A 23,840-nucleotide genomic window follows, 5' to 3' on the forward strand; every position below is an offset into this window, starting at 1 on the left:
CCTCGCGGATTTGTTCGTGGTGACTGTCGATCTGAGAGAGCCCTCGCCGATGTCTTCCGTGCGCCGTTCCTTCCTGCTGTTTGCGCTGCCGTTGTTTCTACTGCTGTGTGGCGCGCTCTGGTGGCTGAGCCGTTCCGCGGCGTCTTCCGCTCCATCGGCGGCGCCCGCGGCGGATGCCGTGCTCGTCCATACCGCCCAGGTGGTTGCACGGAATGTCCCGGCTCGCGTCCTCGGGATCGGCGCGGTGCAGGCCTGGTCCACGGTGACCGTGCGCTCCCGTATCGATGGCCAGCTCGAATCGGTGGGCTTCCACGAGGGCGGCATGGTCCACCAAGGCCAGCTCCTGGCGCAGCTCGACGACCGCGTCCAGAAAGCCCAGCTCGCCCAGGCCCGTGCCCAGCAGGCGCGCGATCAGGCACAACTGGACAATGCGCGCCGGGACCTGGCGCGCTATGCCGAGCTGGTCCGCCAGTCCGCCATTCAGCGCCAGACCCTGGACACCCAGCGCGCACAGGTCGCCACGCTGGAGGCCACCGTGCAGGCGGATCAGGCCCAGGTGCAATATGCTCGGGTGCAGCTTGATTACACGCGCATCGTGTCGCCGCTGACGGGGCGCACCGGCGCCCTGCAGGTGGATCCGGGCAATCTCGTGCATGCCGCGGACGCCGGCGGTCTGGTGGTCATCAATCAGATGGATCCCATCGCGGTGAACTTCACCGTTCCCGATACCGCATTTTCCGAGGTCCAGGCCGCTTCGCAGCCTGCGGCAGCTCCGAGCGGCGCGGGCGGCAAGAACCCGGCAGCCTCCCAAATCCGGCCATTGGCCGTCGAAGTCTATGCCCAGGGCACGACAGACCTTTTGGGCAGCGGCACCCTGGTGCTGGTCGACAACCAGATCGACAGCGCCAGCGGCACGCTGCGCCTGAAGGCCCGGCTGGACAATCCCGCATATAGGCTCTGGCCGGGGCAGACCGTGGATGTGCGCCTGATCCTGGGTGACAGAAAGGGTGCGTTGATCGTGCCGGATGCAGCCGTCCAGCGCGGTGCGGATGACCTTTACGTATACGTGGTCCAGGCCGACAATACGGTGCGGGTGCAGCCCGTCTCCGTGCTGGTGTCCCAGGATGGCCTGTCTGTGATTTCCAAAGGCTTGTCGGCCGGACAGCGTGTCGTGGTTGATGGCCAGTACAAGCTGCGGCCGGGCCTGAAGATCGCTGAGGCTCCCGCCGAACCCGCCCGATCGGGGACAGCGCTTTGAGTATCTCCACGCATTTCATCCGGCGCCCCATCGGGACATCGCTGCTGGCGCTGGCGCTGTTCCTGGTGGGAGCGGCAGTCTTCAATCTGCTGCCGGTGGCGCCCTTGCCCCAGGTCGATTTTCCGACCATCCAGGTGACCGCCAAGCTGCCCGGCGCCAATCCGGAGACCATGGCAACCAGCGTGGCGCAGCCCCTGGAGCGACAGTTCTCCACCATTCCCGGCCTGGTGCAAATGAGTTCCCAGAACGCGCTGGGAGATTCGCGCATCACGCTGCAGTTCGACCTGGGCCGCGATATCGATGGCGCGGCGCTGGACGTGCAGACGGCCATCAACGCAGCGGCCCGGCAACTGCCCGCCAACCTGCCCAGCCCGCCGACCTTCCGCAAGATCAACCCGGCGGACTTTTCCATCCTGATTCTGTCGGTGCAGTCCGATGTGCTGCCCATTACGGTGGTCAATGACTATGCCGACAACATCCTCGCGCAGCAACTCTCGCGCGTGCAGGGCGTGGGCCAGGTCAATATTTTCGGCCAGCAGAAGCCCGCCATCCGCATTCAGGTCGACCCGCGCAAGATCGCGGCGCTGGGGCTGGACCTGGAATCCATCCGCGGGGTGATCGCGAACATGACGGTCAGCCAGCCCAAGGGCACCATCGACGGCCCGCGGCAAAGCTACACGATTTATACCAATGACCAGATCGTGGACGCCGGCCCCTGGAACGACGCCATCATCGCCTGGCGCAAGGGCGCTCCTGTCCGTGTGCGGGACATCGGGCAGGCTGTGGCCGGCCCGGAGGACGCCAAGCAGGCCGCCTGGGCGTTTGCGGGGGCCGGCGCGGATGCTTCGGACCGGGTGATCGGCGGCCGGTCGCTGGTGGTGGGGGTGACCAAGGAGCCCGGTGCCAACGTGATCGACACGGTCGCGCGTATCCGCGCGGACCTTCCGGGCATCATGGCCTCCATGCCGGCCAGCGTTCATGTCAGCACGCTGATCGATCGTACGCAGAACATCCAGGCTTCGGTGCACGAGGTCGAATTCACCCTGCTGTTGTCCATTGCCCTGGTGGTGGGCGTGATCTTCATGTTCCTGCGCAATGTCGCAGGGACACTGATCGCCAGCGTGACGGTGCCGCTCGCGCTGATGGGGACCTTCGCTCTGATGTACGTGGTGGGCTACAGCCTGGACAACCTCTCGCTGATGGCGCTCACGATTTCGGTGGGGTTCATCGTCGACGACGCGGTCGTCATGCTCGAGAACATCTGGCGGCACATCGAAGAAGGCATGAAGCCCCTGGAGGCGGCCCTGAAGGGCTCCGAGGAAATCGGCTTCACCATTGTGTCCATTTCCGTGTCGCTCATGGCGGTCTTCATTCCCCTGTTGCTCATGGGCGGGATCGTCGGCCGGCTGTTCCGTGAATTCGCCGTCACGGTCGTCATGACCATCATGATCTCCGTGGTCGTGACGCTGACGCTGACCCCGATGCTGTGCTCCCGGTTCCTGCGAGATCTGCAGCACGTGCGGCATGGCCGGGTGTATCGCGGCTTCGAGCGCGGCTTCGAGCTGCTGCTCGCCGGTTACCGCCGGGGCCTGGACGTGGTGCTGAACCACTCGTTCATCACGCTGCTGGTGTTCCTGGCGACGGTTGCGGCCTCAGCCGTGCTGTTCATCGTGATTCCCAAGGGCTTCTTTCCGCAGCAGGATACCGGGGCCATCTTCGGGATCGCGGAATCCTCGCAGGACAGTTCCTTTGACGCCATGAACCAGCGCATGATGGCGCTGGCGGACGTTCTGCGCCAGGATCCAGACGTGGCGGCGTTCGGGATGACCAGCAATGCGCCAACTTTCAACAACGGACGCTATTTCATCAGCCTGCGCCCGCGTGAGCAGGGCCGCAAGGCCTCGGCCGATCAGGTCATCCGCCGCCTGCGTCCCAAACTGGAAAAGGTTCCCGGCGTGCGCCTGTTCATGCAGGCCGGCCAGGACATCAACGTGGGCGGCCGGCTGTCGCGCACCCAGTACCAGTACACGCTCACCAGCCCGGACCTGGACGAACTCAACGTCTGGGCGCCGCGCCTGCTGGAGCGGTTTCATACGCTGGCGCCGCTCACGGACCTGGCGACCGACCAGCAGAACCGGGCCAATACCGCGGTCGTCACGATCGATCGCGCGCGGGCGGCCATGTTCGGCATCACGCCGGCCATGATAGACGGGACCATCTATGATGCGCTGGGCCAGCGCCAGGTGGCGCAGTATTTCACCCAGGTCAACAGCTATAACGTCGTGCTGGAGATCACGCCCCAATGGCAGCAGCAGCCCGACGTGTTCTCGCATCTGTACATCACGTCGCCCCTGACCGGCGAGCAGGTGCCGCTCTCCAGCCTGGTGAAGGTCGATACCTCGAAACCCGGGTACCTGTCGATCAACCACCAGGGGCAGTTCCCGGCCGTGACGATTTCGTTCAATCTGTCACCCGGTTATGCCCTGGGACAGGCGGTGGATGCCATCAACAAGGCCGAGGCCTCCATGGCGGTGCCCCTGTCGATCCACGGGTCATTCCAGGGCACGGCCCAGGCGTTCCAGGAATCGCTGGCGACGCAGCCCTACCTGATTGCGGCGGCGCTGGTCGCGGTCTACATCGTGCTGGGCCTGCTCTACGAGAGCTACATCCATCCTCTGACCATTCTGTCCACGCTGCCGGCGGCAGGAGTTGGCGCGCTGCTGATCCTGATGGCGAGCGGATTCGACCTGAGCGTGATCGCGCTCATCGGCATCCTGCTGCTCATCGGCATTGTGAAGAAGAATGGCATCCTGCTCATCGATTTTGCCATCGTGGCCGAGCGGGAGCAGGGCCTGTCGCCGCGCGACGCCATCTACCAGGCTTGCCTGTTGCGATTCCGCCCCATCCTGATGACGACGCTGTGCGCCCTGTTCGCCGGCGTGCCGCTCATGCTGGGCAGCGGAGCGGGCTCGGAACTGCGCCAGCCGCTGGGCTACACCATGGTGGGCGGACTCATCCTGTCGCAGGTACTTACGCTGTTCACCACGCCGGTGGTCTATCTGTATCTGGATCGCCTGCACCATCACTACATGCGCGGCCGGGCCCTGAGACAGGCTCGCAAGCTGCGGCGGTTGAGGGCAGTGCAACGTTCCCTCTGAGAGCCGGGCGGCTACGGCCGCCGCCGCGGTCGCACCCGCTCGCAGCGGCATCGACCCGCCGCCCGGGCCGCGCCTTCGGCCGAAACCCTCAGTCCCGCGCCACGGCCGTCAGGCCCGCCACCAGTTGGTCGATGAAGAAGGTGTACAGCACCGCAATCGGGATGCTCGCGATCAGCGCGCCGGCGAGCAGGGGACCCCAGTGGAAGACGTCGCCGCGGATCAATTCGGTTGGTACCGCGATGCTGATGGTCTTGTCGGCCGAGCGGGTCACGAACGCAAGCGCGTAGATGAATTCACTGGTGGACAGGGTAAAGGCGAACACGATGACCGTCAGGATCCCGGGGACGGCCAGCGGCAGCACGACATGCAGGAAGGCGCTGAAGCGGTTGTGGCCATCGATCATGGCCTGTTCTTCAATGTCGCGCGGGATGCCCTTGAAGAAACCCATGAGCAGCCAGGTACAGAACGGCACGGTAAAGGTCGGGTAGGCCACGATGAGCGCGGTCATGGAGTTCTGCAGCCCCAGGAAGGCGATGACCTTGGAGAACGGGATGAACAGCAGGGTGGGTGGGATCAGGTATGTCAGGAAGATGCCGATCCCCAGCGTTTCCCCCCAGCCGCCGGCAATCCTGGCCAGCCCATAGGCGGCCGGCACCGAGAGCACCAGCGTGATCAGAACGACGGCGACTCCCACGTAGACGGTATTCAGCAGCCATTGGACGTACTGCGTCTGCTCGAACAGCAGGCGCAGGTTGTCCAGGGTTGGCAGATGATGGAACCAGAAGGGGTTGACGGAGGGTGTGAAGATATCGGCCTGGGTCTTGAAGGCCGTGATGAGCATCACGTAGAAAGGCAGCGCCGAGAAGATCACGAACAGCAGCGTCCCGATGTAGACGGCACTCTTGCGGCCCAGATGGAGAGAAGGTTGAGTCGCGGCGGTGGGTGTGGATGGCACGGTCAGATCTCCCGGCGGCGGATCAGGGACAGGATCAGGATGGATATGGCGGCCAGCACCGGCAGCAGGAAGAGTGCCGTGGCCGCACCGCGGCCCAATGCGCCGCCCTGCACGCCGGTGAAGAAGGCGAGTGACGGCAGCACCTGGGTGGCGTTGGCGGGTCCGCCTCGCGTCAGGATGAAGACCGTGATGATGTCGGAGAATACGAACACGAACGTGAACAGGATGGCGACCCCGAACACCGGCACCAGCATGGGAAGCACGATGTGAAACAGCCTTCGGAAGTACCCCGCCCCGTCGATTTCAGATTGCTCCAGGATGTCGCGCGGCACGCCGTTCAGGCCCGCCAGGATGATGACGGTCGCCAGCGGCAGCAGACGCCAGACATTCACCAGGATGATGGAAAACAGCGCATAGCCGCTGCGCCCCAGCCAGTAAGTATTGGCAAAATCACCGAACAGGGCGCCGGGGTGGCCGAGCCACCCCATTCCGCGCAGGATCCAGTCCAGCGGGCTGAACGTGGAATCCAGCATCCAGAGCCAGGCAATCGCGGACAGCGATGCGGGCGCAGTCCACGGCAGGAGGATGAGGAACCGGATCAGCCATTTGCCGCGCACGGGGCGCACCAGCAGTTCGGCCTGGATGGTGCCCAGCACCAGCACACCGATCAACGTGCAGGTCGTGATGACGAAGGTGTTGCTGATCGAGCGGAGAAAGTCCGGCGTCCCGAGAAGCGCGGTGAAATTCCCCAGGCCCACGAAACGCATGACAGGGCTGCCGGTCGTCACGTCATTCAGGCTGTAGACGATGGCAAGGATGACCGGAACACCCAGCAGCAAAACGATGTACAGGATGGCGGGCAGGACCATGCCCATGGCAAGCAGCGTGTCCCGCTGGTCCAGAGTCAGACGGCGTGCAGTCCCCATGGCTCAGTCCTTTGCGCGCAGACCGCTGCGGGGGTCGAAGCGGCGGATCTTGTCGCCTGGGACATAGAAAGTAGCGGTTTGACCCGCCGACAGTGCCTGGGAGAGCCGTTCGGGCAGCTTCAGGATGACGTCCGTGCCGGTCGCTTCGAGCACCCCGTAGATCAAGGCGTCGGCACCCAGCGCTTCTACCTGCTGGATGGCGATGGCGATCGGGCGCTGTCCGGTCAGGTCGGCGCCTTGCGGCGGCAACCAGGCATCTTCGGCGTGAAAGCCGATCAGCCAGTCGCCTTCCGGAATCAGGTTCATCGGCGGCGAACCCATGAACTGCGCCACGAATGTATTGGCGGGCTCATGGTAGATCTCGTGAGGAGTGCCAATCTGTTGCAGCTCGCCGTGGTTCATGACGGCAATGCGCTGCCCCAGGCCCATGGCCTCGACCTGGTCGTGGGTGACGTACAGCGTGGTGATGCCGGTCTGCTGGTGCAGGCGCTTGAATTCGCGGCGCGCCGAATGGCGCAGCTTCGCATCCAGGTTGGAGAGCGGCTCGTCCATCAGGAACAGCGTAGGCGTGCGGACCAGCGCACGGGCCAGTGCGACCCGCTGGCGCTCCCCCCCGGAAAGCGCCCGCGGCTTGCGGTCCAGGTAGCCCTCGATGTGGAACAGCTTGGCAGCCCATTCAACCTTTTCCTGGATCTGAGCAGCCGGCATGCGGCTGGCCTCGAGCGGAAAGGAGATGTTGCGCCTGACCGTCTTGTGCGGGTAGAGCGCATAGCTTTGGAACACCATCGAGATGTTGCGCGTGCGTGGCGGTTCTTCGTTGGCCACCCGGCCGTCGATGCGGATGATTCCGCTCGTGGGATGTTCCAGTCCCGCGATGGTCCGCATCAGCGTGGATTTGCCTGAGCCCGAGGCCCCCAGCAGTACCAGAAACTCCCCGTCGGGAACCTCGATGTTGACGTCATTGACGGCTTTGACCCGACCGTGGTCATAGGTGGTGCACAGGTGTTCGATGCTCAGGCTGGCCATTTGGTCTCCCTTTCAGTGGTTCAGGCTTTCTTGCCGCCGATCAGGCCGCGGCCGCGCCATTGGGCATAGATGGCTTCGGCCTGTTTGGCCGCCTCTTCAACGGCCTGCTCGGGCGTGAGATCGCCGCGCGCCGCCTTGGCCATCATGTTGGGCAGGATGAAGGTGTTGAAGACTTCGCCCACGGCCGGATTCGAATACCCCGGGTGCCCCAGGTTGGTGGTCCATTTCTCGGCGGGGATGAGCGGTTTCAGCTTGCCGTCCGCCTCGCCGGGCAGCTTGAACGGATCGTTGGCGAACCAGGCGTCGTTCAGGTCCTTTGCCGTCTTGGCCCCCTGCACGGCCGGATACCCACGATCCCCCGAAGGGACGGGCGTGCCGATGTAGCTGGGCGTGTTGTAGAGCTTGCTGTGGTACATGGCCTGGTCGTAGTTCGCGGCCAGGTGCAGGATGAACTGCTTGGAGAGGTCTTCGCGTGCCTTGGCAAACTTCGGGATGATGTAGTTGTAGAGCACGTGCACGTTCGCCCATCGGTCCCCGTAGGGTCCGGCCAGCGGCCCGAGGAAGAAGACGTCCTTTGCGATATCCGGCTTGGTGGCCTGTGCCGAGCGGTAGGCCGAGATCGAGTTGACGATATACGAGGCCTTGCCGGCAATCAGGTCCTGATTGTTCGATGCTGCATTCCAGGCGAAGACGGCCGGTGTCATGGTGCGGTGGTACAGGTCCGCCATGTACTTCACGGCCTCGATGGCCCGTTCGCGGTTCTTGCCGCTGTTGAGGATGACGTTGTCCTCCGCGTCCTGGACCGAGGCTCCCCAGGACCACAGGATGGAGCGCGCCACCATGTTGGAGTCCAGTTCCTGGGACATGCCGATGCCGACCTGAACACCCTGATCCTTGCGGATTTTCTCGCCGACGTCGAGCAGTTGCTGATAGGTGTCGGGACCGTCGGCCATTCCGGCCTTTTCCCACAGGCTTTTGCGGTAGTCGCCACAGTCTATGGTCCAGCCGTGGCAGAACGCGTACCACTGTTTCACGACCGGGTTGTAGGACACCCGCTTGATGACATCGAAGATCGCGCCGAATTGTTTCGCGGCTTCCTGGTTCACGTCCGCCATGTCCAGGACGTTGGGGGTGAACTGCGCGGCCTCCGGTCCAAGCTCGATAATGTCGTGGCCGGAATTGGCGGACATTTCCGACGTTGTCGCGGTCACCAGGTCAGCGATATTGATGTGATCAACCGTGACCTTCACCCCGTTGGCATCGCCCCACGACTTGGCGAAGGCATCGAACCATTTGTCATAGGTCGGAACGAAGTGGCTCCATTGCAGGATCTTCAGGGTTTTGTCCGCAGCCAGAGCATTCAGCGGGAACAGCGGGGCGCCGATGGCGGCCAGGCCCGCGAGGCCGCCGGCCTTGAGGACCTGGCGCCGGGTAGCCGAGTGACGGGTTGCGACGGGAGCGGTACGGTCCTGACCGGGGCCGCGAGAAGTGTGCGACATGACCTGCCTCCTTGGAGAGGGGAGGGAGTAGGTCGTCATGAGAACCACATTCGGCGGCGCTACTCCCCCGAGATGGGAAGAGAGCTTGATGCGACGTGTTCAACAGGCTCATTACCTCGGGAACGTGAGCAGCCGAACCCTGGAACCTGCGCAAAGTGTAACGCGGATCCTCAGGAACGCAATAGCGTGGAAACACGCAGAGGAAGGCGCTCTCCAAGGAAGAGCAGGGTATACCCCTAATGAAATAGCGGCAGTGCCGACAGCGTTGCGGCATTCGCCAGTATTGGCGCGACTCTCCGGGCCTGGATCCGGAAAAAAAACCCACTCGGAGCAGGGCATCAGGCCTGTCTCAACGCCTGCACGCATTCGCTCACGAGTGTCGGGCCCCGATAGATCAGGCCGGTGTAGAGTTGCACCGCGTCGGCGCCTGCCTGGATCTTCTCGCGGGCCTGCTGTCCGGACTCGATCCCGCCCACGCCGATGAGTGCGACGTCGGCCCCCAGCCGCGCGCGCAGCCGGTGGATGACCCTGAGCGACATCTCATGGACGGGTGGACCTGACAGCCCCCCCGTTTCATCCGCGTGAGGCAGGCCCCGCACCGCTTCCCGGGACAGGGTGGTGTTGGTGGCGATGATGCCCTCCAGTCCGTGGCGCGGGACAATGTCGGCAATTGCGTCCACCGCTGCTTCGTCCAGGTCGGGGGCGATCTTGACGACCAGGGGCGTGCGTTTCCCATATCGGTCGCACAGCGCTTCGCGTCGCTCGCACAGCGCCGCGAGCAGCGCGTCCAGGGCGTCGTGGTCCTGCAGGCCCCGCAGGCCACGGGTATTGGGCGAGGAAATATTGACCGTCACGTAGTCGGCGTGCGGGTAGACCGCTTCGAGGCAGGCCAGGTAGTCGTCCACCGCATGGTCCATGGGCGTGTCCGCGTTCTTGCCGATGTTCAGTCCCAGGATCCCGCCGTTGTGCCGCCAGCGGCTGCGCTGGACGTTGGCGACGAAGGACGCCAGCCCGGCATTGTTGAACCCCATGCGATTGATCAGGCAGCGGGCGCGGGGCAGGCGGAACAGGCGCGGCGCGGGGCTGCCGGGTTGCGCACGCGGGGTGACCGTGCCCACCTCGATGAAACCGAATCCCAACATGGCCAGGCCATCGATACAGGCGCCGTTCTTGTCCAGGCCGGCTGCCAGCCCGACCGGATTGCGAAGCGGCAGACCCATGACGGTCTTGGGCAGCAGGAGAGCCTGGGTGTCCACCACGGCGCGCGTGGCCGCACAGCTTTCCATGCGCTTGAGCGTGTGCAGCGTCCATTCATGGGCTTTTTCAGGATCCACGGAGAACAGCGCAGCACGCGCCAAGGGATACGCCTGAAAGAGGAGCGACATGAATGGCTTCCGAGGGGTCCCGCGCCAGAGGCGAAGGGTGGTACTACGTTGCAGAGGTCGCCGCGGGCGCCTCGTGCGATGGGTAGGAGGGTTCCATCCAGACGCCGCCACGCAAGATCTGGTGCGGACGGAACCGGGACTTGTAGGCCATTTTACGGCTTTCACGGATCCAGTATCCCAGGTATAGCCACGGCAGGTCCAAAGCGCGGCAGTGGTCGATCTGCCAGAGAATGCCGTAGGTTCCGAGGCTGCCGTGAAAATCCGGATCGTAGAATGTGTAGACGGCGGAAATCCCCGTATCCACGTGGTCCATGATGGCCACCATGCGCAGCGAACCGGCCGTGTCGTGGAACTCCGCCATTTCGGAATGGACCCGGCTGGCGAGCAGAAACTGCGTGTATTGTTCCTGGTCGTCCTGATCCATGCCGGCGCCCGGATGGCGCTTGCGCTGATAGCGTTGGTAGAGCTGGAAATGCGCGGGATTCCAATGCAGCGGCGAGCACCGGACGGTGAGCTGCGGCTGCATGTGATTCCAGAGCTTGCGCTGCGTTCGGTCGCGCCGGAACCGCCGCGCGTCGACGCGAATGGGAATGCAGGCCTGGCATTCGCCGCAGGACGGTCGGTAGGTGAACAGGCCGCTGCGGCGGAATCCCTGTTCGATCAGGCGCGAATAGGCCGCATCATCGACCAGGTGTGCGGGCGCGGCGACTTCGGACCGGGCCATGTGCCCGGGCAGGTAGCTGCATGGATACGATGCGGTGGTGTAGAACTGCAGGTGGCGGAAGATCGATTCGCTGGGTTTGCTCATGGCCGCGGTCGGTGGGATGGGCACGCTTCATTGTGACACCCGCTTCGCCAGGATGCCAGCGGCCGACTGCTTCGTGAGCGGTCTAGGCCAGCAGCGTCCCGTCCGGCATCAGGCGTCCCCGGCCCCACGGCGGGGTGGGGCCCCGCAGATCCTGTCCCAGCATGGTCAGGAATTGGTGGCGCGACACGGGGCGAGCGCCCAGGCTTGCAAGATGGGGAGTCTCCTGCTGGCAGTCGATCCAGGCGACGTCCCATCGCTTCAGGTAGGCTACCAGGTAGGCGAGGGCCACTTTGCTGGCATCGGCGGCCAGGCTGAACATGGATTCGCCGAAGAAGCATTGCCCCAGGCTGGCGCCGTAGAGGCCGCCCACGAGCTGATCGTCCACCCAGGTTTCGATGCTCTGCACGCGGCCTTGGCGGTGCCATTCGCTGTAGGCTTGCACGATGTCGGGCGTGATCCAGGTCCCCTCGGGAACCTCGGGGGTCGGGATGTCGGGATGACCGCTGTGGACGGCTCCCAGGCCCACCCTCGCGGCCCCACGTTGTGCACAGTGGGCGATGACGGCAGGGAAGGCCTGATTGAGCGTCACACGCAGCGCAGCGGGCTCCGTTGCGCGCCCGAACTGGCGGATCCGCTTGGCCAGTGAGTGGCTGACGTGGAATTGATTGCAGCGCAGGACCATGCGCGGATCCGGGCTCCACCACAGGACCGGGTCGCCCGGGTTGAACCAGGGGAACAAGCCTTTGCGATAGGCCTCGTTGAGGCGGAAGGACGACAGGTCGCCACCGGCCGCGATGAGGCCGGTCGGGCCGGCAGCTTCCGGATCCGGCAATGGCGTATCAGGTTCGACCCAGGCGATCGGCATGGGCGCTAGTCGGGAAAGCGCAGATCGATCGCGTAGTGGTGGGTGGTGAAGACGCCCGACGGCCGATCCTGCAGATAGTGTTCCAGTGTCGTGCTCACGGACCGGAAGGACAGTTCCTGCCAGGGGATGTCGTCCAGTTTGAAGAAAGCCGCCTCCAGCGTTTCGGGGCCTGGATCGAGTTGCGGCCCCAGGACCTCCGCCAGGTAGTAGAGGTGGACCTGATTGACGGACGGCACGTCGATGACCGTGAACAGGGACTGGATGCGGATGCGGGCGCCGGACTCTTCCTGGTTCTCGCGGGCCGCGCCTTGCTCGGTTGTTTCGCCCAGCTCCATGAAACCGGCCGGCAGCGTCCATTTGCCATAGCGCGGCTCGATGGCCCGCCGGCACAGCAGCACCTGATCATGCCAGATCGGCACAATGCCCACGACGTTGCGCGGATTCTGGTAGTGGACGGCCCCGCAATGCTGGCAGAGATCCCGGACGCGATTGTCGTCGGGCGGGATTTCGCGCGAGAGTGCGTGCCCGCACTGCGAGCAGAATTGCTGCGCGCGCGGCGCCGGATGGTAGAAGGTGGGGGCGGTGGACGTCATGCGGGGATTTTAGCGTCTGGCCGCGGCTTGGGGACGAATCCCAGGCGGTCGGCCTCCCGCCCGGCCGGCAGCAAGCCAAGCGGAACGAGGGCGGCGCCATCCAGGCTGGGATGCAGCCGGTCCGACCGGAGCCATTCGTCCCAATGGCCCTCCTCCAGGATGCGAATGAGAGGCTTGCCTTCAACACGCAGCCGTTCGAGCAGCGGCGGCAGGTCCCTGCCTTCGATCATCCCGGCGCCTTGCCCGGCCTGCGCAAACAGTCGCCCGGCCTCGTCGAACCACCAGTGCGTGACGGGCCCATAGGGTCGCCCGGCGTGCGTTGCGAGTCCCGGGGCGCCTTGCGGGGCCTGTTCCGTATGCAGGATCCAGGGGGCCGCATCCAGGCGGACGTAAACTCGTTGAGGTCCATTCTGGAAGTACCACTGTCCGTTCGGAGCCGATGCATAATTGCGGCCGATGAAGGCGGCGATCTGCGGACTGGTGATGGGTTCCCCCACCGGATCCGGCGCCGATGCACCGGTTGCGGAGGCGTCTGCGTTGCGCAGTCCCGAAGCATCCCATCCGTGCCCGTCCGGATGCAGGTGCCAGATGCCGCGTGCCGACAGGGACAGCCAGCCGTAGACATCCGGAACATTGGGCCACCGGGCCATGGCGGCCAGCACTTGTTCGTCCATGCAGACTCCTTCAACGCGTCGAAGCGCCGCGCCTTGGGGCGCTCCGCCGGGCTCGGCGGCGGGTTTCGGACTAGAGGTACCCCATGCGCTCCATGGGTGAATTTTAGCCACGGTGGCGCGTAGAATATCAGGAGTTCAATCTCAGCGGGATGAAGCGCGATGAGCGGGGCCACCCAGGAAAACGCTGGCACGGCGAGGCCGGACGCCAAGGCGCTTCAGGCGTTCGTGGACGAGAAATGGGATCGTGAAATCGTTCCCGCGCTCACCGAATACATTGCGATCCCGGCCAAGAGCCCGGCCTTCGATGCCGAGTGGGTGGCTCACGGATACATCGACCAGGTCGTGCGCAACGCGGTGCGCTGGATGGAGTCCCAGTCCGTGCGCGGCCTGACGGTCGAAATCCTGCGCCTCCCGGGTCGTACGCCCGTCATCTATTTCGAGGCGCCCGCAACCCGCCAGGACGGCGGCGATGCGGTCCTAATGTATGGCCATCTGGACAAGCAACCGGAATTCTCGGGCTGGCGCACGGGCTTGGGACCCTGGACGCCCAAATATGTGGACGGCAAACTCTATGGGCGAGGCGGAGCCGACGACGGCTATGCCGTTTACGCTTCGCTGACCACCATCATGGCGTTGGACCGGCTGGGCATTCCCCGTCCGCGGTGCATCGGCTTGATCGAGACTTGCGAGGAATCGGGCAGCTACGATCTCCTGCCCTACGTGGATTCACTGCGGGGCCGCATGGGCCCGGTCGCGCTGGTCGTCTGTCTGGATTCGGGGGCCGGAAACTACGACCAGCTCTGGATGACGACCTCGCTGCGCGGACTGGTGACCGGCACGCTCGAGGTCCAGGTCCTGGACGAGGGTGTGCATTCGGGGGATTCCAGCGGCGTGGTTCCTTCCAGCTTTCGCGTTCTGCGGCAGATTCTGGACCGTCTCGAAGACAGCAAGACCGGCCGCGTGCTGCCGCGGAGCTTCCAGTGCGAAGTTCCCTCTGATCGTGTGGAACAGGTGCGCGCGGCGGCCCGCATTCTGGGTGATGAAGTCTGGCGGCGGTTTCCGTGGGCGTGCAGCGCGGACGGCGGTTTCGTTCTGCCGATGACCACCGATCCCGAGCAGGCCATGCTGAACCGCACCTGGCGGCCGGCCCTGTCTGTCACCGGCGCGGAGGGCCTGCCGCCGTTGGCCAGCGCGGGCAATGTGCTGCGCCCTCGCACGGCTTTCAAACTGTCGCTGCGACTGCCGCCCCTGGTGGATGCCGCGGTTGCGGCCGGTGAGCTCCAGGCCTTGCTCGAACAGGACGCCCCTTATCATGCGAAGGTCGCCTTCAGGCCGGATCCCGGGATTGCCAGCGGCTGGAATGCGCCTCAGTCCGCCCCGTGGCTGACGGGCGCGCTGGAGGTGGCTTCGCAGCAGTTCTATGGCGCATCGTGTGGCTACATCGGACAGGGCGGCACCATCCCGCTCATGAATCTGCTGCTCCAGGGTTTCCCGAAGTCGCAGTTCATGGTGTGCGGGGTATTGGGGCCTCAGTCCAATGCGCATGGTCCCAACGAATTCCTGCATGTGCCCTACGCCAAGCGCTTGACGGCGTCGGTGGCTCAGGCTATCGCCGCGCTGCCTGCGTGAACCGAGCGGGATAGCGATCGCGCGACAGGCGATCGCCGTATGTCCCGTAGTGGCCCTTGTGAACTCAGTGTGACCTGAGCAGCCAGGGATGGCGGGCGAAATGCCGCGCCTCGAAGGCGCGGATTTCATCGGCATGCATCAGCGTCTGGCCGATTTCGTCCAACCCCTTGAGCAAGGACTCGCGCCGGTAGCTGTCGATGTCGAATCCCCAGGTCTCGCCGTCCGGCGCCGATACGGTCTGCCGGGCAAGATCCACTGTCAACGAGTAGCCGGGCGTATCGGCCACGGCCCGGAAGAGCCGGTCCATGACGGGCTCGGGCAGCGTGATCGGCAGCAGGCCGTTCTTTACGCAATTGTTGGAGAAAATGTCCGCATAGGACTGGGCGATCAACGCCCGGAATCCGTACTGCTGCAAGGCCCAGGGGGCATGTTCGCGACTGGAGCCGCAGCCGAAGTTTCGCCGCCCCAGGAGAATCGACGCTTGCTGGTAACGGGGCTGGTTCAGCATGAAGTCCGGATTGACGGGACGCCGGCTGTTGTCCATGCCCGGCTCGCCGTGGTCCAGATAGCGCAGTTCATCGAACAGGTTCGCGCCGAACCCCGAACGCCTGATCGACTTCATGAACTGCTTCGGGATGATGAGGTCGGTGTCGACGTTCTCCCGGTCCAGGGGGGCCACCACCCCCCTGTGCGTGGTGAAGGCTTGCATGGTCGCGTGCCTTATTCCGGCAGCTTCTTGCCTGTCGTTTCCGGCAGGAACCACGGCAGCAGGATACCCAGCAGATACACGGAGCCCATGGTCATCGCGGTGTTGGGGATGCCGCCGAATGATTTGATCAGGGTGCCGGCGATGATGGGGAAAACCCACGCGATCAACCGTGCGCCGTTGAAGATCATGCTGATGGCGGAGGTGCGCACGGTCGGCGTGAACAGCTCGACCGGGTAGATGGCCATCCATGCGAAGGCGCAGCCCAGCGTGAAGAAGCCGTTGATGGGGGCCAGGATGGCCATCCCCTCGACGGTGCTCGTCAGCTTGTAGGTTGCGACGGTCACCAGCAGCGAACCCAGGAAGGTCAGGCACATGAAAAGCCTGCGCCCTAGGACGTCGATGATGAAACCCGACAGCATGTAGGCCACGATGGCACCGATGGTATAGGTGATGGATACCCGGGAACCCCACGCGGCGGGGTCTGCGACTCCCTCTGCTTTGCCCAGCGTCACGGTGTAGGTCAGCAGCCAGCTCGAAATGGCCCACCAGCCGACGGTGGTGACGGCCGACAGGATCATGGCCACGACCGTACGCCGCAGCGCCTCGGGTTCCGTGAAGAGCAGTTTCAGCGTGAAGGGGCGCTGGTCATTGCCGGCGGACTGCTGGACGGGGCGGTGTGCCTCGTTGTTGGTGGCGTTCCAGCGCTTTTCCCGGACCGCCTTCTGCCATTGTTCCGATTCTTCCAGACCGCGCCGCAGATACAGGACACCCAGTGCCGGAAGCGCGCCGACGGCAAAGACCAAGCGCCAGGTTTCGTGGCCCAGCGGATGGGTGGAGGACAGGACGTACCAGACGATGGCGGCCACCAGCGTGCCCCAGCCGAAGCCGGAGTGCAGGAAGCCCAGTCCTTTGGCGCGTGCCCGGTCCGGCCAAGTTTCCGACACCAGCGCCACGCCGGTGCCCCATTCGCTGCCCATCGCCAGGCCGGTGAGGAACCGCAGCGCGCACAGCACCACGACCCCGTTTGCGAAGGCGGTCAGCCCCGAGAACAGGGCATACAGGAAGATAGACCACATCATCATGCGCTTGCGGCCAATGTAATCGGCCAGCACGCCGCCGACGATGCCGCCCAGGCCCCAGCCGAGCAGTGTGATGCCGATCACGCTGCCTGCGTAGATGCTGAACGAGGCCGCCTGCGCGGGTGTCAGGAGGGAGTGCATCATCGGACCCAGCACGACGATGATGGCCATGGCTTCGTAGCCGTCGAATATCCAGCCCAGAAAACCCGCCTGCAGGACCTGCCAGTGTTTCCGGGTCAGGCCGTCGTGCCAGCGCGTCGAAGGCGCTGCGACAGCCGTTTGCTCTATCATGTTTGTCTCCTGTAGGGTGCCATTGGTGTGTCGTCGCGGTGCTGGCTGGGCGAGTGGCCCCCGCGCGTTTGGTGTATCGTCCGATACACACAGACCCAGCGCCGTGGTGACAGGAATGCGCGCGCAGGAGCACTCGTCCGCCCCGAAGCGGTCGAAGACCCCTGCGACGGAAGAAATATTACGAAACCAAGCCGGATTTGAATATTGATGGATCATCACGCCAGACATCGCGAAAGACGATGCCTGGCGATGGCACGCATCCGAGGGGGAGGCATGGATGAGTCAAAAGGCGCGGGACCCGATCCCATTTGATTTCGAGTCCCTGGAAGTGTTCCTCGCGGCGGTCGAGGAGCGCAGCATCTTTGCGGCGGCGCGCCGCAACCACATCGTGGCCTCGGCCGCCAGCAAGCGGATCTCGGTCCTGGAGGACCGGGCGGGGACGGCGCTGCTGTATCGCCACAGCCGAGGGGTGCGGCCCACCCCCGCCGGCGAGGCCCTGTATCACCACGCCAAGCGCCTGGAAGAGCATTTGCGCCGTATTTCGGATGAGCTGTCGGAATACGCCAACGGCGTGCGGGGCCACGTCCGCATCCACGTCAACCTGACCGCCATGGTCCAGTACCTGCCCCGGGACCTGTATTCCTTTTTGCAGGAGAACCCGCAGATCCGCCTCGACCTGGTCGAAAAGACCAGCGACCGGGTCGTGGAGGCGGTCATGGCCGGCTTGACGGATATCGGAATCTGCTCAGCCACCCCCGATCCGGCCATGGATCTGGAGGTGCTGCCGTACGGCATGGACCAGCTCGTGCTGGTGCTGCGCGCGGACCATCGGCTGGCACGGCGTCGGGCGGTGCGCTTCGGCGAGATCCTGGACGAGGACATCATCAGCCTGACGTACGGCACGTCGATTCACAAGCTTTGCGCCTCCGCCGCCGAACAGCTGGGGCGCACGCTGCGTGTGCGCATGGAGGTGACGGATTTCGAGGCGATGAGGAATATGGTAGCGTCCGGCTTGGGCATCGGAATCCTGCCTTCTCCCAGCGTGTCGCCTTATCTGGAGATCATGCCTTTGCGCATGGTCCCGCTGAAGGACTCCTGGAGCAAGCGGCCCCTGAACATCGTGGCGCGGCGCTTCCAGACCTTGCCCCTGCCGTCCCAGCTGCTGGTCCGGCACCTCGCGCGTAGCCGGGGGTTGCCGGTGGCCGAGATGTGTTAGTTTGAAACAGATCTGGATTTATTGGCGATTATCGGCGACATTGCCTATTAGGGCATTTTTTCCCTGCACAAAACTTGGGATTTACATTGAAAACAGAAACAGGTGTCGTGAAGTGGTTCAACAACGACAAGGGCTTCGGCTTCATTACGCCGGATAACGGCGGAAAAGATCTTTTCGTACACTTCAGCGAAATTCAAGGAACCGGTCATAAAACCCTCGAAGAGAACCAGCGCGTTTCCTTCGTGACCGGCCAAGGGCAGAAAGGCCCTTGCGCGACTCAAGTCGTAGCGATCTAAGAACTACCGTTTGCCCAGGCGAACACAGGGTAGTGGGGCGGGACCTCTATGAAGCATAGGGTCCCGCTTTTCCGTTGTGCGGCCTCCCGGCATTGCCTGAAGTAGGCGCAAAAAAGCCCGCATTGACGCGGGCCGCGTGTCTGTACGGATGGCTGTGCGGAAAAAGCCCGAATTGCGGAAATGTCGGCCGGCTACCGTTACCGGGAGAACCGCATGGATGCTGGAGGCGCAACTCGGAATCGAACCGGGGTACACGGATTTGCAGTCCGCTGCATGACCACTCTGCCATTGCGCCGATGGGTTGGGGAGAACAGCCATCCCTAGCCAAGTCCGGCATTATACGATAGTTTTATCGTGCCCTTCTCCGGCTGCCGCCATGCAGCCCATTGCCGACGTCACGGATGGATGGTGCCGGCTGGCCAAGGATGCACCGGTCAGGAGAACTGCTTGGCACGGTGACCGCCCCGCACGCGAGGTCTCCGCTGCCCTTCAGTGACGGGCACCCGGGTCATTCAGAGGCTAAGATGGGTCGTTTCCGTTTTTGCATCGGGTAGGGTGGTTCATGGGCAGTATCTTGCCGCTGGTGACGGGCTTCATGTGGCTGTATCTGCTGGCGCGGTTCGTATGGCCGTTGCCGGTGTCCGCCGGGTTGCGGCTGCTTCTGGCAGTGGTGCTGCTGCTTGCGGCGGAGTATCACTGGATCACCGCCCGCTATTTCGGGACGCTGGCTTCGCCCGACCTGCCTCAGTGGATCCTGATTGTCCTGGCGTGGGCTTTTGGCGTCGTCCTGTTGCTCTTTTTGCTGGTACTTCTGCGGGATGTCGCGGGCGTGTTCGTATTCATGGCGGCTCGTGGACCCGGGCTCGCGATCCTGTCTGGCCAGGCGCTGCACCTCGCCATCGGGATATTGGCCGTCGTGCTGGCCGCAGTCGGCGTGTGGCAAGCGGTGCGTGTCCCGGCGGTGAAAACCGTCAATGTGACGCTGAGCGGGCTGCCCTCCGCTTTCGAGGGCTATCGCATCGTCCAGCTCACCGACCTGCATGCCAGCCGTCTCCTGCCGAAATCCTGGCAGGCCGCCGTGGTCGCCCGGGCGGATGCTCTGAAGCCGGACCTGATCGTCCTTACCGGTGATCTTGCCGACGGCACACCTGCGCAGCGGGCCGCCGACGTAAGTCCGCTGAGGGATCTCCATGCGACGGACGGCGTGCTGGCGATCCCGGGCAACCACGAGTACTACTCCGATTACCGCGACTGGATGATCGCGTATCGGGCGCTGGGGCTGCGCATGCTGGAGAATCAGCATGTGATCATCGAGCACGGCGGGGCCCCTTTGGCGGTTGCCGGACTGACGGATCGCCAGGCAGCGTCCTTCGGCCTGCCGCGTCCCGATCTTCAGGCAGCGCTGGATGGTATTCCCGCTGGCACGCCCACTATTTTGCTGGAACATCGGCCAGGCGATGCGCCAACGAACGCCCGAGCGGGGATCATGCTGCAGTTGTCCGGCCACACCCATGGCGGGCAGATCCGGGGGCCGGACTTGCTGGTAAAGCGCGACAATAACGGTTTTCTGTCGGGCCTGTACTCGGTTGGCAACATGGTCCTGCATGTCAGCAACGGTACCGGTTTGTGGAATGGGCTGGCCATTCGGCTGGGTCGGCCGTCGGAGATTACGCAAATCGTCCTGCACGCGGGGCCGCGATAGCTCAAGCGCAGGCTGCCGGGGAGTGAAGCCGGGCGGCGCTGATCCAAAACTGCCGGCGTGCGCTTCGACATGGCCTGTGGGTCACATGGGGCTGGCCTGGTATCCATCCCGCGCGGTCCTCGCAACCGGGGGTTTCCTGCTTCGCCCCTTGCGTTTCCGGTTCCAGATCATGATTCCGGTGAGCGCCAGCAGGGCCACGGCCAGGCCCATGAAGGACATCAGGATGCGGCCGGTCAATCCCAGGATGCGCCCCGAGTGCAGCGGCAGCTGCAACTGCACGAACACATCCGCCGCCGTCCCGTGCCAGGGGCGATATTCGCCCAATACGGAACCATCGTCGCCGTCTATGTAGAGGTTCGACAGGCCCATGCCCTGGGCGCCGGCCTCGTCGGCGGGGTCGAAGAACGACACGTTGTAGAAGCGATATCCGCCGCCGTAATAGATGCCTGCGGGGGGAAATGGGAACCCTCGCCGTCTGGCTTCCTGGCGGGCGATCTCAACGGCTTGGGCGAAGCCGATTTTGGGCTGGATCCGGGTGCCGTAAGGCGCGGGGACCTGGGTTTCGTAGGGGCCCGGCGTGGTCTGCGAAAGCAGCGACAGGGCGGGGTAGAACACCTCGCGGTACAGGTTCAGCGAAAACGAGGTGAAGGCAATGATGAGTATGACGCCCCATACCCAGAGGCCCACGGCGCGGTGCACGTCGAAGGTCAGCCTGTAACCACCCGCGCGCCAACGGACGCCCCACGAAGGGCGCCAGCGGCGCAGCCAATGCGCCGGCGCCCGAACGGGTTGCACTGCCTTCTTCAGCGGTAGCGGCCAGGTCAGGCACATGGCCACGAGGCTGTCCAGCACCCAGAGGAGCGCGACGCTGCCGGTGATCCAGTAGCCCCAGCGGTCCGTGCCCAAAAAGGCGGGCAGGTGCAGGCTTTCGTGGATGCTGCGGAGAAACGGCATCAGATTGCGGCGCGAGAACGACACGGCCCGCGAGTCGCGCCGGCCCGTGATTCGGCCGGTGACCGGATCGACGAACACATTGTCGTAATCGAGCCTGAAAGGCGTTCCGGTGGCGGGATCCGGACGTGGACGCACCAGGAAGCTCGCCGCATGGCCGGGCTCCAGCGCAAGCGGCATGTAGCTGATTTCGATGCGAGGGTCGGAGGCCAGGACGCGCGCTCCGAGTACCAGCGGATCAAGCAGGGGGCCGTCGGCCTGCGTCCTCATGATGTCGGCGTTCAGCCATTCGTCGATCTCCCGGTCCCACGAAATGATGGCGCCCGTCAGGCCCGCGATGACGACGAATGCGGCGATCGACAGGCCCACCCAACGGTGCATCACGACATAGAGCGGACGCAGCCTGAAGGTGCACCCGTCTGGAAAGGTCTGACGGATCATCGCGCTGTCACCTAGAAGTCGGTGGAAACCGACACCTTGTAGGTGCGGCCCGCCCCCTGGGTCAGGTAGCCGTCCGGCGCCATGCTTCCGACCGTGGCCCAGTAGCGGCGGTTGGCTACGTTGGCCACACCCGCACGCAGTTTGACGTGATGGCCGGAAATCCTGGTCTGGTAGCTGGTGCCCAGATCCAGCCGGGTCCAGCCGGGGATCTGGTAGTCATTGCTGGCGCTGGTGTATTGAGGCCCCTGGTAGCGCAGGTTGGCCTGCAGGGTGAGTCCGTTCACGGCGGCCACATCCCATTCCGTGCCCAGCGTGGCGATGAGGCGCGATACGCCGGCTGCGTCGTTGCCATCGTCGTTGCCGTCCGCTGTGTGGCGCAGCCGCGGCTGCATCAGCGTGACGCCGCCCAACACGCGCCAGCCGGCCAGCGGTTGGCCGTAGACGCTCAGTTCCACCCCGCGGTTGCGCTGTTCGCCGTGGGTGCCGAAGACGCCGGCGGCGTTGGTGTAGGCTTGCGGCTTCTGGAGCTGGAACACGCCTAGGGAGCCGCCGATTTTGCCCAGATCGAACTTGACGCCCGCCTCGATCTGGCGGGTGTGATAGGGCGCCAGCACTTCGCCGGGGTTGGTGACGTGATCCAGCGGCGCGACGTCGCCTTGGGTCAGGCCCTCGATGTAGTTGGCGTATACCGACACGCTGTCCCAGGGCCGCAGGACCAGGCCCGCCACTGGCGTGACGACGGACTCGTCATAGCGGCTGGTCTGCCGGGTGGAGGCGACATCGTAGCCATGGTCGATGATCTCCTGATGGCGGGCACCCAGCGTCAGCAGCACGTCGCCGTGCAGCAGCGACAAGGTGTCCGACAGCGCCATGCCGCGCAGTTGGGTGCGCCGGGCGACGGCCGGATCGTTCAGGTTTCCATAGAGGAAACCTGCGGGGCGCGCCGCCCACCCGGTTTCGTAGAGGCTCACCGGGGTGGCAACCGAGCCGATTTCCCAGGCGTTGCGAGTCGTGGTGTTGAGCGCGGAGTACGCCAGGTTGATGCGATGATCGACCGCGCCCGTCTCGAAGGTGCCCCGCAATCCGGCTTCGCCGGTCGTGGAGTCCCGTTGGGCCGTGACGCCCAGCAGCCCCGCCGTGCCGGTGCCGTCGCCACCCACGGTGGGTGACGAGTAGATACCGTCTTCTTTGTCGCGGCTCATGCCGAAGGCCGCGTACGCGGTCCAGCGGTGAGAAAGATCGTATTCGACGCGCACAACGCCGAAGGTGCTGTCCAGGTTGCTGTAGGTCCAGGGTTCTCCGTAATTGAGGCGGTTGTCGGGCACGGCTGGGACCGGCCCGGTCAGGTAGACGGTGGGTCGGGGTCGATCGAAGCGCACCTGCTGATGCCCTAGGTCCAGGGATGCCCTCAGGCGCTCCCCGCGGTAATCGAGCCCCATGGTGCCCAGGATCGTGTGCGTATCGGCATCGGTGACGCTTCCATCGCCGTCGCGTTTGGCGGCGTTGATACGGATGCCATACTGATTGTCTTCACCCCACCGGCGGCCGATATCGACGCCCTCGCCGAATCGGCCGATGCCGGTGTAATCCAGGTTCAGGCCGGTCAGCGGCTCATCCCGCGCACGCTTTGGCTGGATGTTGATGAGTCCGCCCAGGCCGCTGCCTCCCGGGGCCGCGCCATTCAGAAAAGCGCTGGCACCCTTGAAGACCTCCACCCGTTCGATCATCTCGGTGGGCAGCACTTGGCGGGGCAGAATGCCGTAGAGGCCGTTGAACGACAGGTCGTCGTTGTACAGCGGCAAGCCGCGGATGACGAAGGTCTCGGCCTGGTTGCCGTAGCCGTTGCCCACTTGTACCGAAGGATCCACCGAGAGCACTTCGCCCAGTGTGCGCGCTTGCTGGTTGTCGATCAGCGTCGAGGTGTAGCTCGTCTGGCTGAAGGGCATGTCCATGTAGTCCAGATTGCCCAGGATTCCTGCCTGGCCGCCGCTTGCCACCAGGCCGCCGGCGTAAGGCGGCGGTGTTTCGCTATCCAGCGGCGCCTGGCCGGTGACGGTCACGGCCTGCAGTGTGGCGGTGGGCGCCGTGACGGTCTGCGCGTGAAGCGCGGTCGAAACGGTCGTGGACAGTAGCAGCGGCAGGGTGTGGCCGAGGATGTGGCTGAAGTCTCTTTGTGATCGTTTGCGCAGCCGCGCGGCAACGAGCGGCGGGGCGGCCAGATCGGTGGTCGTGGGGTTCATGGGGACGGGCTCCTTCTGTGCTCTTATGGTCGGTTTGATAGATTTGATAAAAGAAAACTCAAACAAGAACGAGTTGTATTAATTTTTCTAGGGGCGGTGAAGCCGTGTCTCGTATGCAGATGCGCTGCGACGCTCTGTC

19 protein-coding genes and 1 tRNA gene are annotated in these 23,840 nt (G+C 64.4%); 6 read left to right on the forward strand and 14 right to left on the reverse strand.

The genetic code is table 11. From position 1 onward, the window contains the following. Nucleotides 1-16: 16 nt before the first annotated feature. Together ACVCMJ_RS00475 and ACVCMJ_RS00480 are read left to right on the forward strand one after the other, a co-directional pair. A complete protein-coding gene (locus tag ACVCMJ_RS00475) occupies nt 17-1,258 on the forward strand; it encodes an efflux RND transporter periplasmic adaptor subunit (protein ID WP_447082399.1) in 1,242 nt (413 codons plus the stop codon). Beyond that, nucleotides 1,255-4,416, forward strand: coding sequence for an efflux RND transporter permease subunit (locus tag ACVCMJ_RS00480; protein WP_447082400.1), 3,162 nt, complete (start codon nt 1,255-1,257; stop codon nt 4,414-4,416). The genes ACVCMJ_RS00475 and ACVCMJ_RS00480 overlap by 4 nt, the downstream gene beginning before the upstream one ends. An 88-nt stretch (nt 4,417-4,504) precedes the next feature. On the opposite strand, the gene ACVCMJ_RS00485 is transcribed toward ACVCMJ_RS00480, so the two are convergent. The 9 genes from ACVCMJ_RS00485 to ACVCMJ_RS00525 all read right to left on the reverse strand — a co-directional run bounded on the left by ACVCMJ_RS00485 (nt 4,505) and on the right by ACVCMJ_RS00525 (nt 13,147). Further along, on the reverse strand, nt 4,505-5,371 hold the full coding sequence (locus tag ACVCMJ_RS00485) for a carbohydrate ABC transporter permease (RefSeq protein ID WP_447082401.1): 867 nt from the start codon (nt 5,369-5,371) through the stop codon (nt 4,505-4,507). Between the two features lie 2 nt (nt 5,372-5,373). Continuing rightward, nucleotides 5,374-6,297: a carbohydrate ABC transporter permease gene (locus tag ACVCMJ_RS00490; protein WP_447082402.1), complete on the reverse strand. Its 924-nt coding sequence runs from the start codon at nt 6,295-6,297 to the stop codon at nt 5,374-5,376. 3 nt (nt 6,298-6,300) lie between these two features. Further along, on the reverse strand, nt 6,301-7,323 hold the full coding sequence (locus ACVCMJ_RS00495; RefSeq protein ID WP_447082403.1) for an ABC transporter ATP-binding protein: 1,023 nt from the start codon (nt 7,321-7,323) through the stop codon (nt 6,301-6,303). A gap of 20 nt (nt 7,324-7,343) precedes the next feature. Beyond that, complete coding sequence (locus ACVCMJ_RS00500) at nt 7,344-8,822, reverse strand: ABC transporter substrate-binding protein (RefSeq protein WP_447082404.1); 1,479 nt, start codon at nt 8,820-8,822, stop codon at nt 7,344-7,346. A 338-nt stretch (nt 8,823-9,160) separates the two neighbouring features. Next, complete coding sequence (locus ACVCMJ_RS00505) at nt 9,161-10,207, reverse strand: quinone-dependent dihydroorotate dehydrogenase (RefSeq protein ID WP_447082405.1); 1,047 nt, start codon at nt 10,205-10,207, stop codon at nt 9,161-9,163. Nucleotides 10,208-10,250: 43 nt separating this feature from the next. Next, nucleotides 10,251-11,015 carry an arginyltransferase gene (locus ACVCMJ_RS00510; RefSeq protein WP_447082406.1) on the reverse strand — a complete coding sequence of 255 codons (765 nt, stop codon included), beginning with the start codon at nt 11,013-11,015 and terminating at the stop codon, nt 10,251-10,253. A gap of 82 nt (nt 11,016-11,097) precedes the next feature. Then, entirely contained in the window at nt 11,098-11,880 is a 783-nt protein-coding gene (aat, locus tag ACVCMJ_RS00515; RefSeq protein ID WP_447082407.1) for a leucyl/phenylalanyl-tRNA--protein transferase, read from the reverse strand. Nucleotides 11,881-11,885: 5 nt separating this feature from the next. After that, nucleotides 11,886-12,473, reverse strand: coding sequence for an NUDIX hydrolase (locus ACVCMJ_RS00520; protein ID WP_447082408.1), 588 nt, complete (start codon nt 12,471-12,473; stop codon nt 11,886-11,888). After that, a complete protein-coding gene (locus tag ACVCMJ_RS00525; RefSeq protein WP_447082409.1) occupies nt 12,470-13,147 on the reverse strand; it encodes a DUF2946 family protein in 678 nt (225 codons plus the stop codon). The genes ACVCMJ_RS00520 and ACVCMJ_RS00525 overlap by 4 nt, the downstream gene beginning before the upstream one ends. A gap of 159 nt (nt 13,148-13,306) precedes the next feature. Here ACVCMJ_RS00525 and ACVCMJ_RS00530 point away from each other — a divergent pair, with 159 nt between their 5' ends. Further along, on the forward strand, nt 13,307-14,776 hold the full coding sequence (locus ACVCMJ_RS00530) for a M20 family metallopeptidase (protein ID WP_447082410.1): 1,470 nt from the start codon (nt 13,307-13,309) through the stop codon (nt 14,774-14,776). A gap of 64 nt (nt 14,777-14,840) precedes the next feature. Here the strand turns inward: ACVCMJ_RS00530 and leuD are convergent, their stop codons facing one another. After that, nucleotides 14,841-15,485 carry a 3-isopropylmalate dehydratase small subunit gene (leuD, locus tag ACVCMJ_RS00535; protein ID WP_447082411.1) on the reverse strand — a complete coding sequence of 215 codons (645 nt, stop codon included), beginning with the start codon at nt 15,483-15,485 and terminating at the stop codon, nt 14,841-14,843. 11 nt (nt 15,486-15,496) lie between these two features. Continuing rightward, the gene (locus tag ACVCMJ_RS00540) at nt 15,497-16,855 is read right to left on the reverse strand and encodes an MFS transporter (protein WP_447082412.1); all 1,359 of its coding nucleotides are present in this window, start codon (nt 16,853-16,855) and stop codon (nt 15,497-15,499) included. Between the two features lie 277 nt (nt 16,856-17,132). On the opposite strand from ACVCMJ_RS00540, the gene ACVCMJ_RS00545 reads away from it, so the two are divergent. Together ACVCMJ_RS00545 and ACVCMJ_RS00550 are read left to right on the forward strand one after the other, a co-directional pair. Continuing rightward, on the forward strand, nt 17,133-18,071 hold the full coding sequence (locus ACVCMJ_RS00545) for a LysR family transcriptional regulator (protein ID WP_447082413.1): 939 nt from the start codon (nt 17,133-17,135) through the stop codon (nt 18,069-18,071). An 86-nt stretch (nt 18,072-18,157) separates the two neighbouring features. Further along, the gene (locus tag ACVCMJ_RS00550) at nt 18,158-18,367 is read left to right on the forward strand and encodes a cold-shock protein (RefSeq protein ID WP_447082414.1); all 210 of its coding nucleotides are present in this window, start codon (nt 18,158-18,160) and stop codon (nt 18,365-18,367) included. Nucleotides 18,368-18,588: 221 nt separating this feature from the next. On the opposite strand, the gene ACVCMJ_RS00555 is transcribed toward ACVCMJ_RS00550, so the two are convergent. Next, nucleotides 18,589-18,662, reverse strand: a tRNA-Cys gene (locus ACVCMJ_RS00555). Between the two features lie 267 nt (nt 18,663-18,929). On the opposite strand from ACVCMJ_RS00555, the gene ACVCMJ_RS00560 reads away from it, so the two are divergent. Beyond that, nucleotides 18,930-20,069, forward strand: coding sequence for a metallophosphoesterase (locus ACVCMJ_RS00560; protein WP_447082415.1), 1,140 nt, complete (start codon nt 18,930-18,932; stop codon nt 20,067-20,069). Nucleotides 20,070-20,150: 81 nt separating this feature from the next. On the opposite strand, the gene ACVCMJ_RS00565 is transcribed toward ACVCMJ_RS00560, so the two are convergent. After that, complete coding sequence (locus tag ACVCMJ_RS00565) at nt 20,151-21,422, reverse strand: PepSY-associated TM helix domain-containing protein (protein ID WP_447082622.1); 1,272 nt, start codon at nt 21,420-21,422, stop codon at nt 20,151-20,153. Between the two features lie 50 nt (nt 21,423-21,472). Beyond that, nucleotides 21,473-23,701 (reverse strand): TonB-dependent receptor, encoded by a 2,229-nt coding sequence (locus tag ACVCMJ_RS00570; RefSeq protein ID WP_447082416.1) that lies wholly within the window; start codon nt 23,699-23,701, stop codon nt 21,473-21,475. Nucleotides 23,702-23,840 lie beyond the last annotated feature (139 nt).

The sequence above is a fragment of the Castellaniella sp. UC4447_H14 genome, assembly GCF_052978285.1.

Excerpts from the sequence above, each read along its gene's own strand:
- ACVCMJ_RS00490 (WP_447082402.1), bottom strand. The coding sequence starts at position 6,297 with ATGGGGACTGCACGCCGTCTGACTCTGGACCAGCGGGACACGCTGCTT.
- ACVCMJ_RS00495 (WP_447082403.1), bottom strand. The coding sequence starts at position 7,323 with ATGGCCAGCCTGAGCATCGAACACCTGTGCACCACCTATGACCACGGT.
- ACVCMJ_RS00500 (WP_447082404.1), bottom strand. The coding sequence starts at position 8,822 with ATGTCGCACACTTCTCGCGGCCCCGGTCAGGACCGTACCGCTCCCGTC.
- ACVCMJ_RS00505 (WP_447082405.1), bottom strand. The coding sequence starts at position 10,207 with ATGTCGCTCCTCTTTCAGGCGTATCCCTTGGCGCGTGCTGCGCTGTTC.
- ACVCMJ_RS00510 (WP_447082406.1), bottom strand. The coding sequence starts at position 11,015 with ATGAGCAAACCCAGCGAATCGATCTTCCGCCACCTGCAGTTCTACACC.
- aat (WP_447082407.1), bottom strand. The coding sequence starts at position 11,880 with ATGCCGATCGCCTGGGTCGAACCTGATACGCCATTGCCGGATCCGGAA.
- ACVCMJ_RS00520 (WP_447082408.1), bottom strand. The coding sequence starts at position 12,473 with ATGACGTCCACCGCCCCCACCTTCTACCATCCGGCGCCGCGCGCGCAG.
- ACVCMJ_RS00525 (WP_447082409.1), bottom strand. The coding sequence starts at position 13,147 with ATGGACGAACAAGTGCTGGCCGCCATGGCCCGGTGGCCCAATGTTCCG.
- ACVCMJ_RS00530 (WP_447082410.1), top strand. The coding sequence starts at position 13,307 with ATGAGCGGGGCCACCCAGGAAAACGCTGGCACGGCGAGGCCGGACGCC.
- leuD (WP_447082411.1), bottom strand. The coding sequence starts at position 15,485 with ATGCAAGCCTTCACCACGCACAGGGGGGTGGTGGCCCCCCTGGACCGG.
- ACVCMJ_RS00540 (WP_447082412.1), bottom strand. The coding sequence starts at position 16,855 with ATGATAGAGCAAACGGCTGTCGCAGCGCCTTCGACGCGCTGGCACGAC.
- ACVCMJ_RS00545 (WP_447082413.1), top strand. The coding sequence starts at position 17,133 with ATGAGTCAAAAGGCGCGGGACCCGATCCCATTTGATTTCGAGTCCCTG.
- ACVCMJ_RS00560 (WP_447082415.1), top strand. The coding sequence starts at position 18,930 with ATGGGCAGTATCTTGCCGCTGGTGACGGGCTTCATGTGGCTGTATCTG.
- ACVCMJ_RS00570 (WP_447082416.1), bottom strand. The coding sequence starts at position 23,701 with ATGAACCCCACGACCACCGATCTGGCCGCCCCGCCGCTCGTTGCCGCG.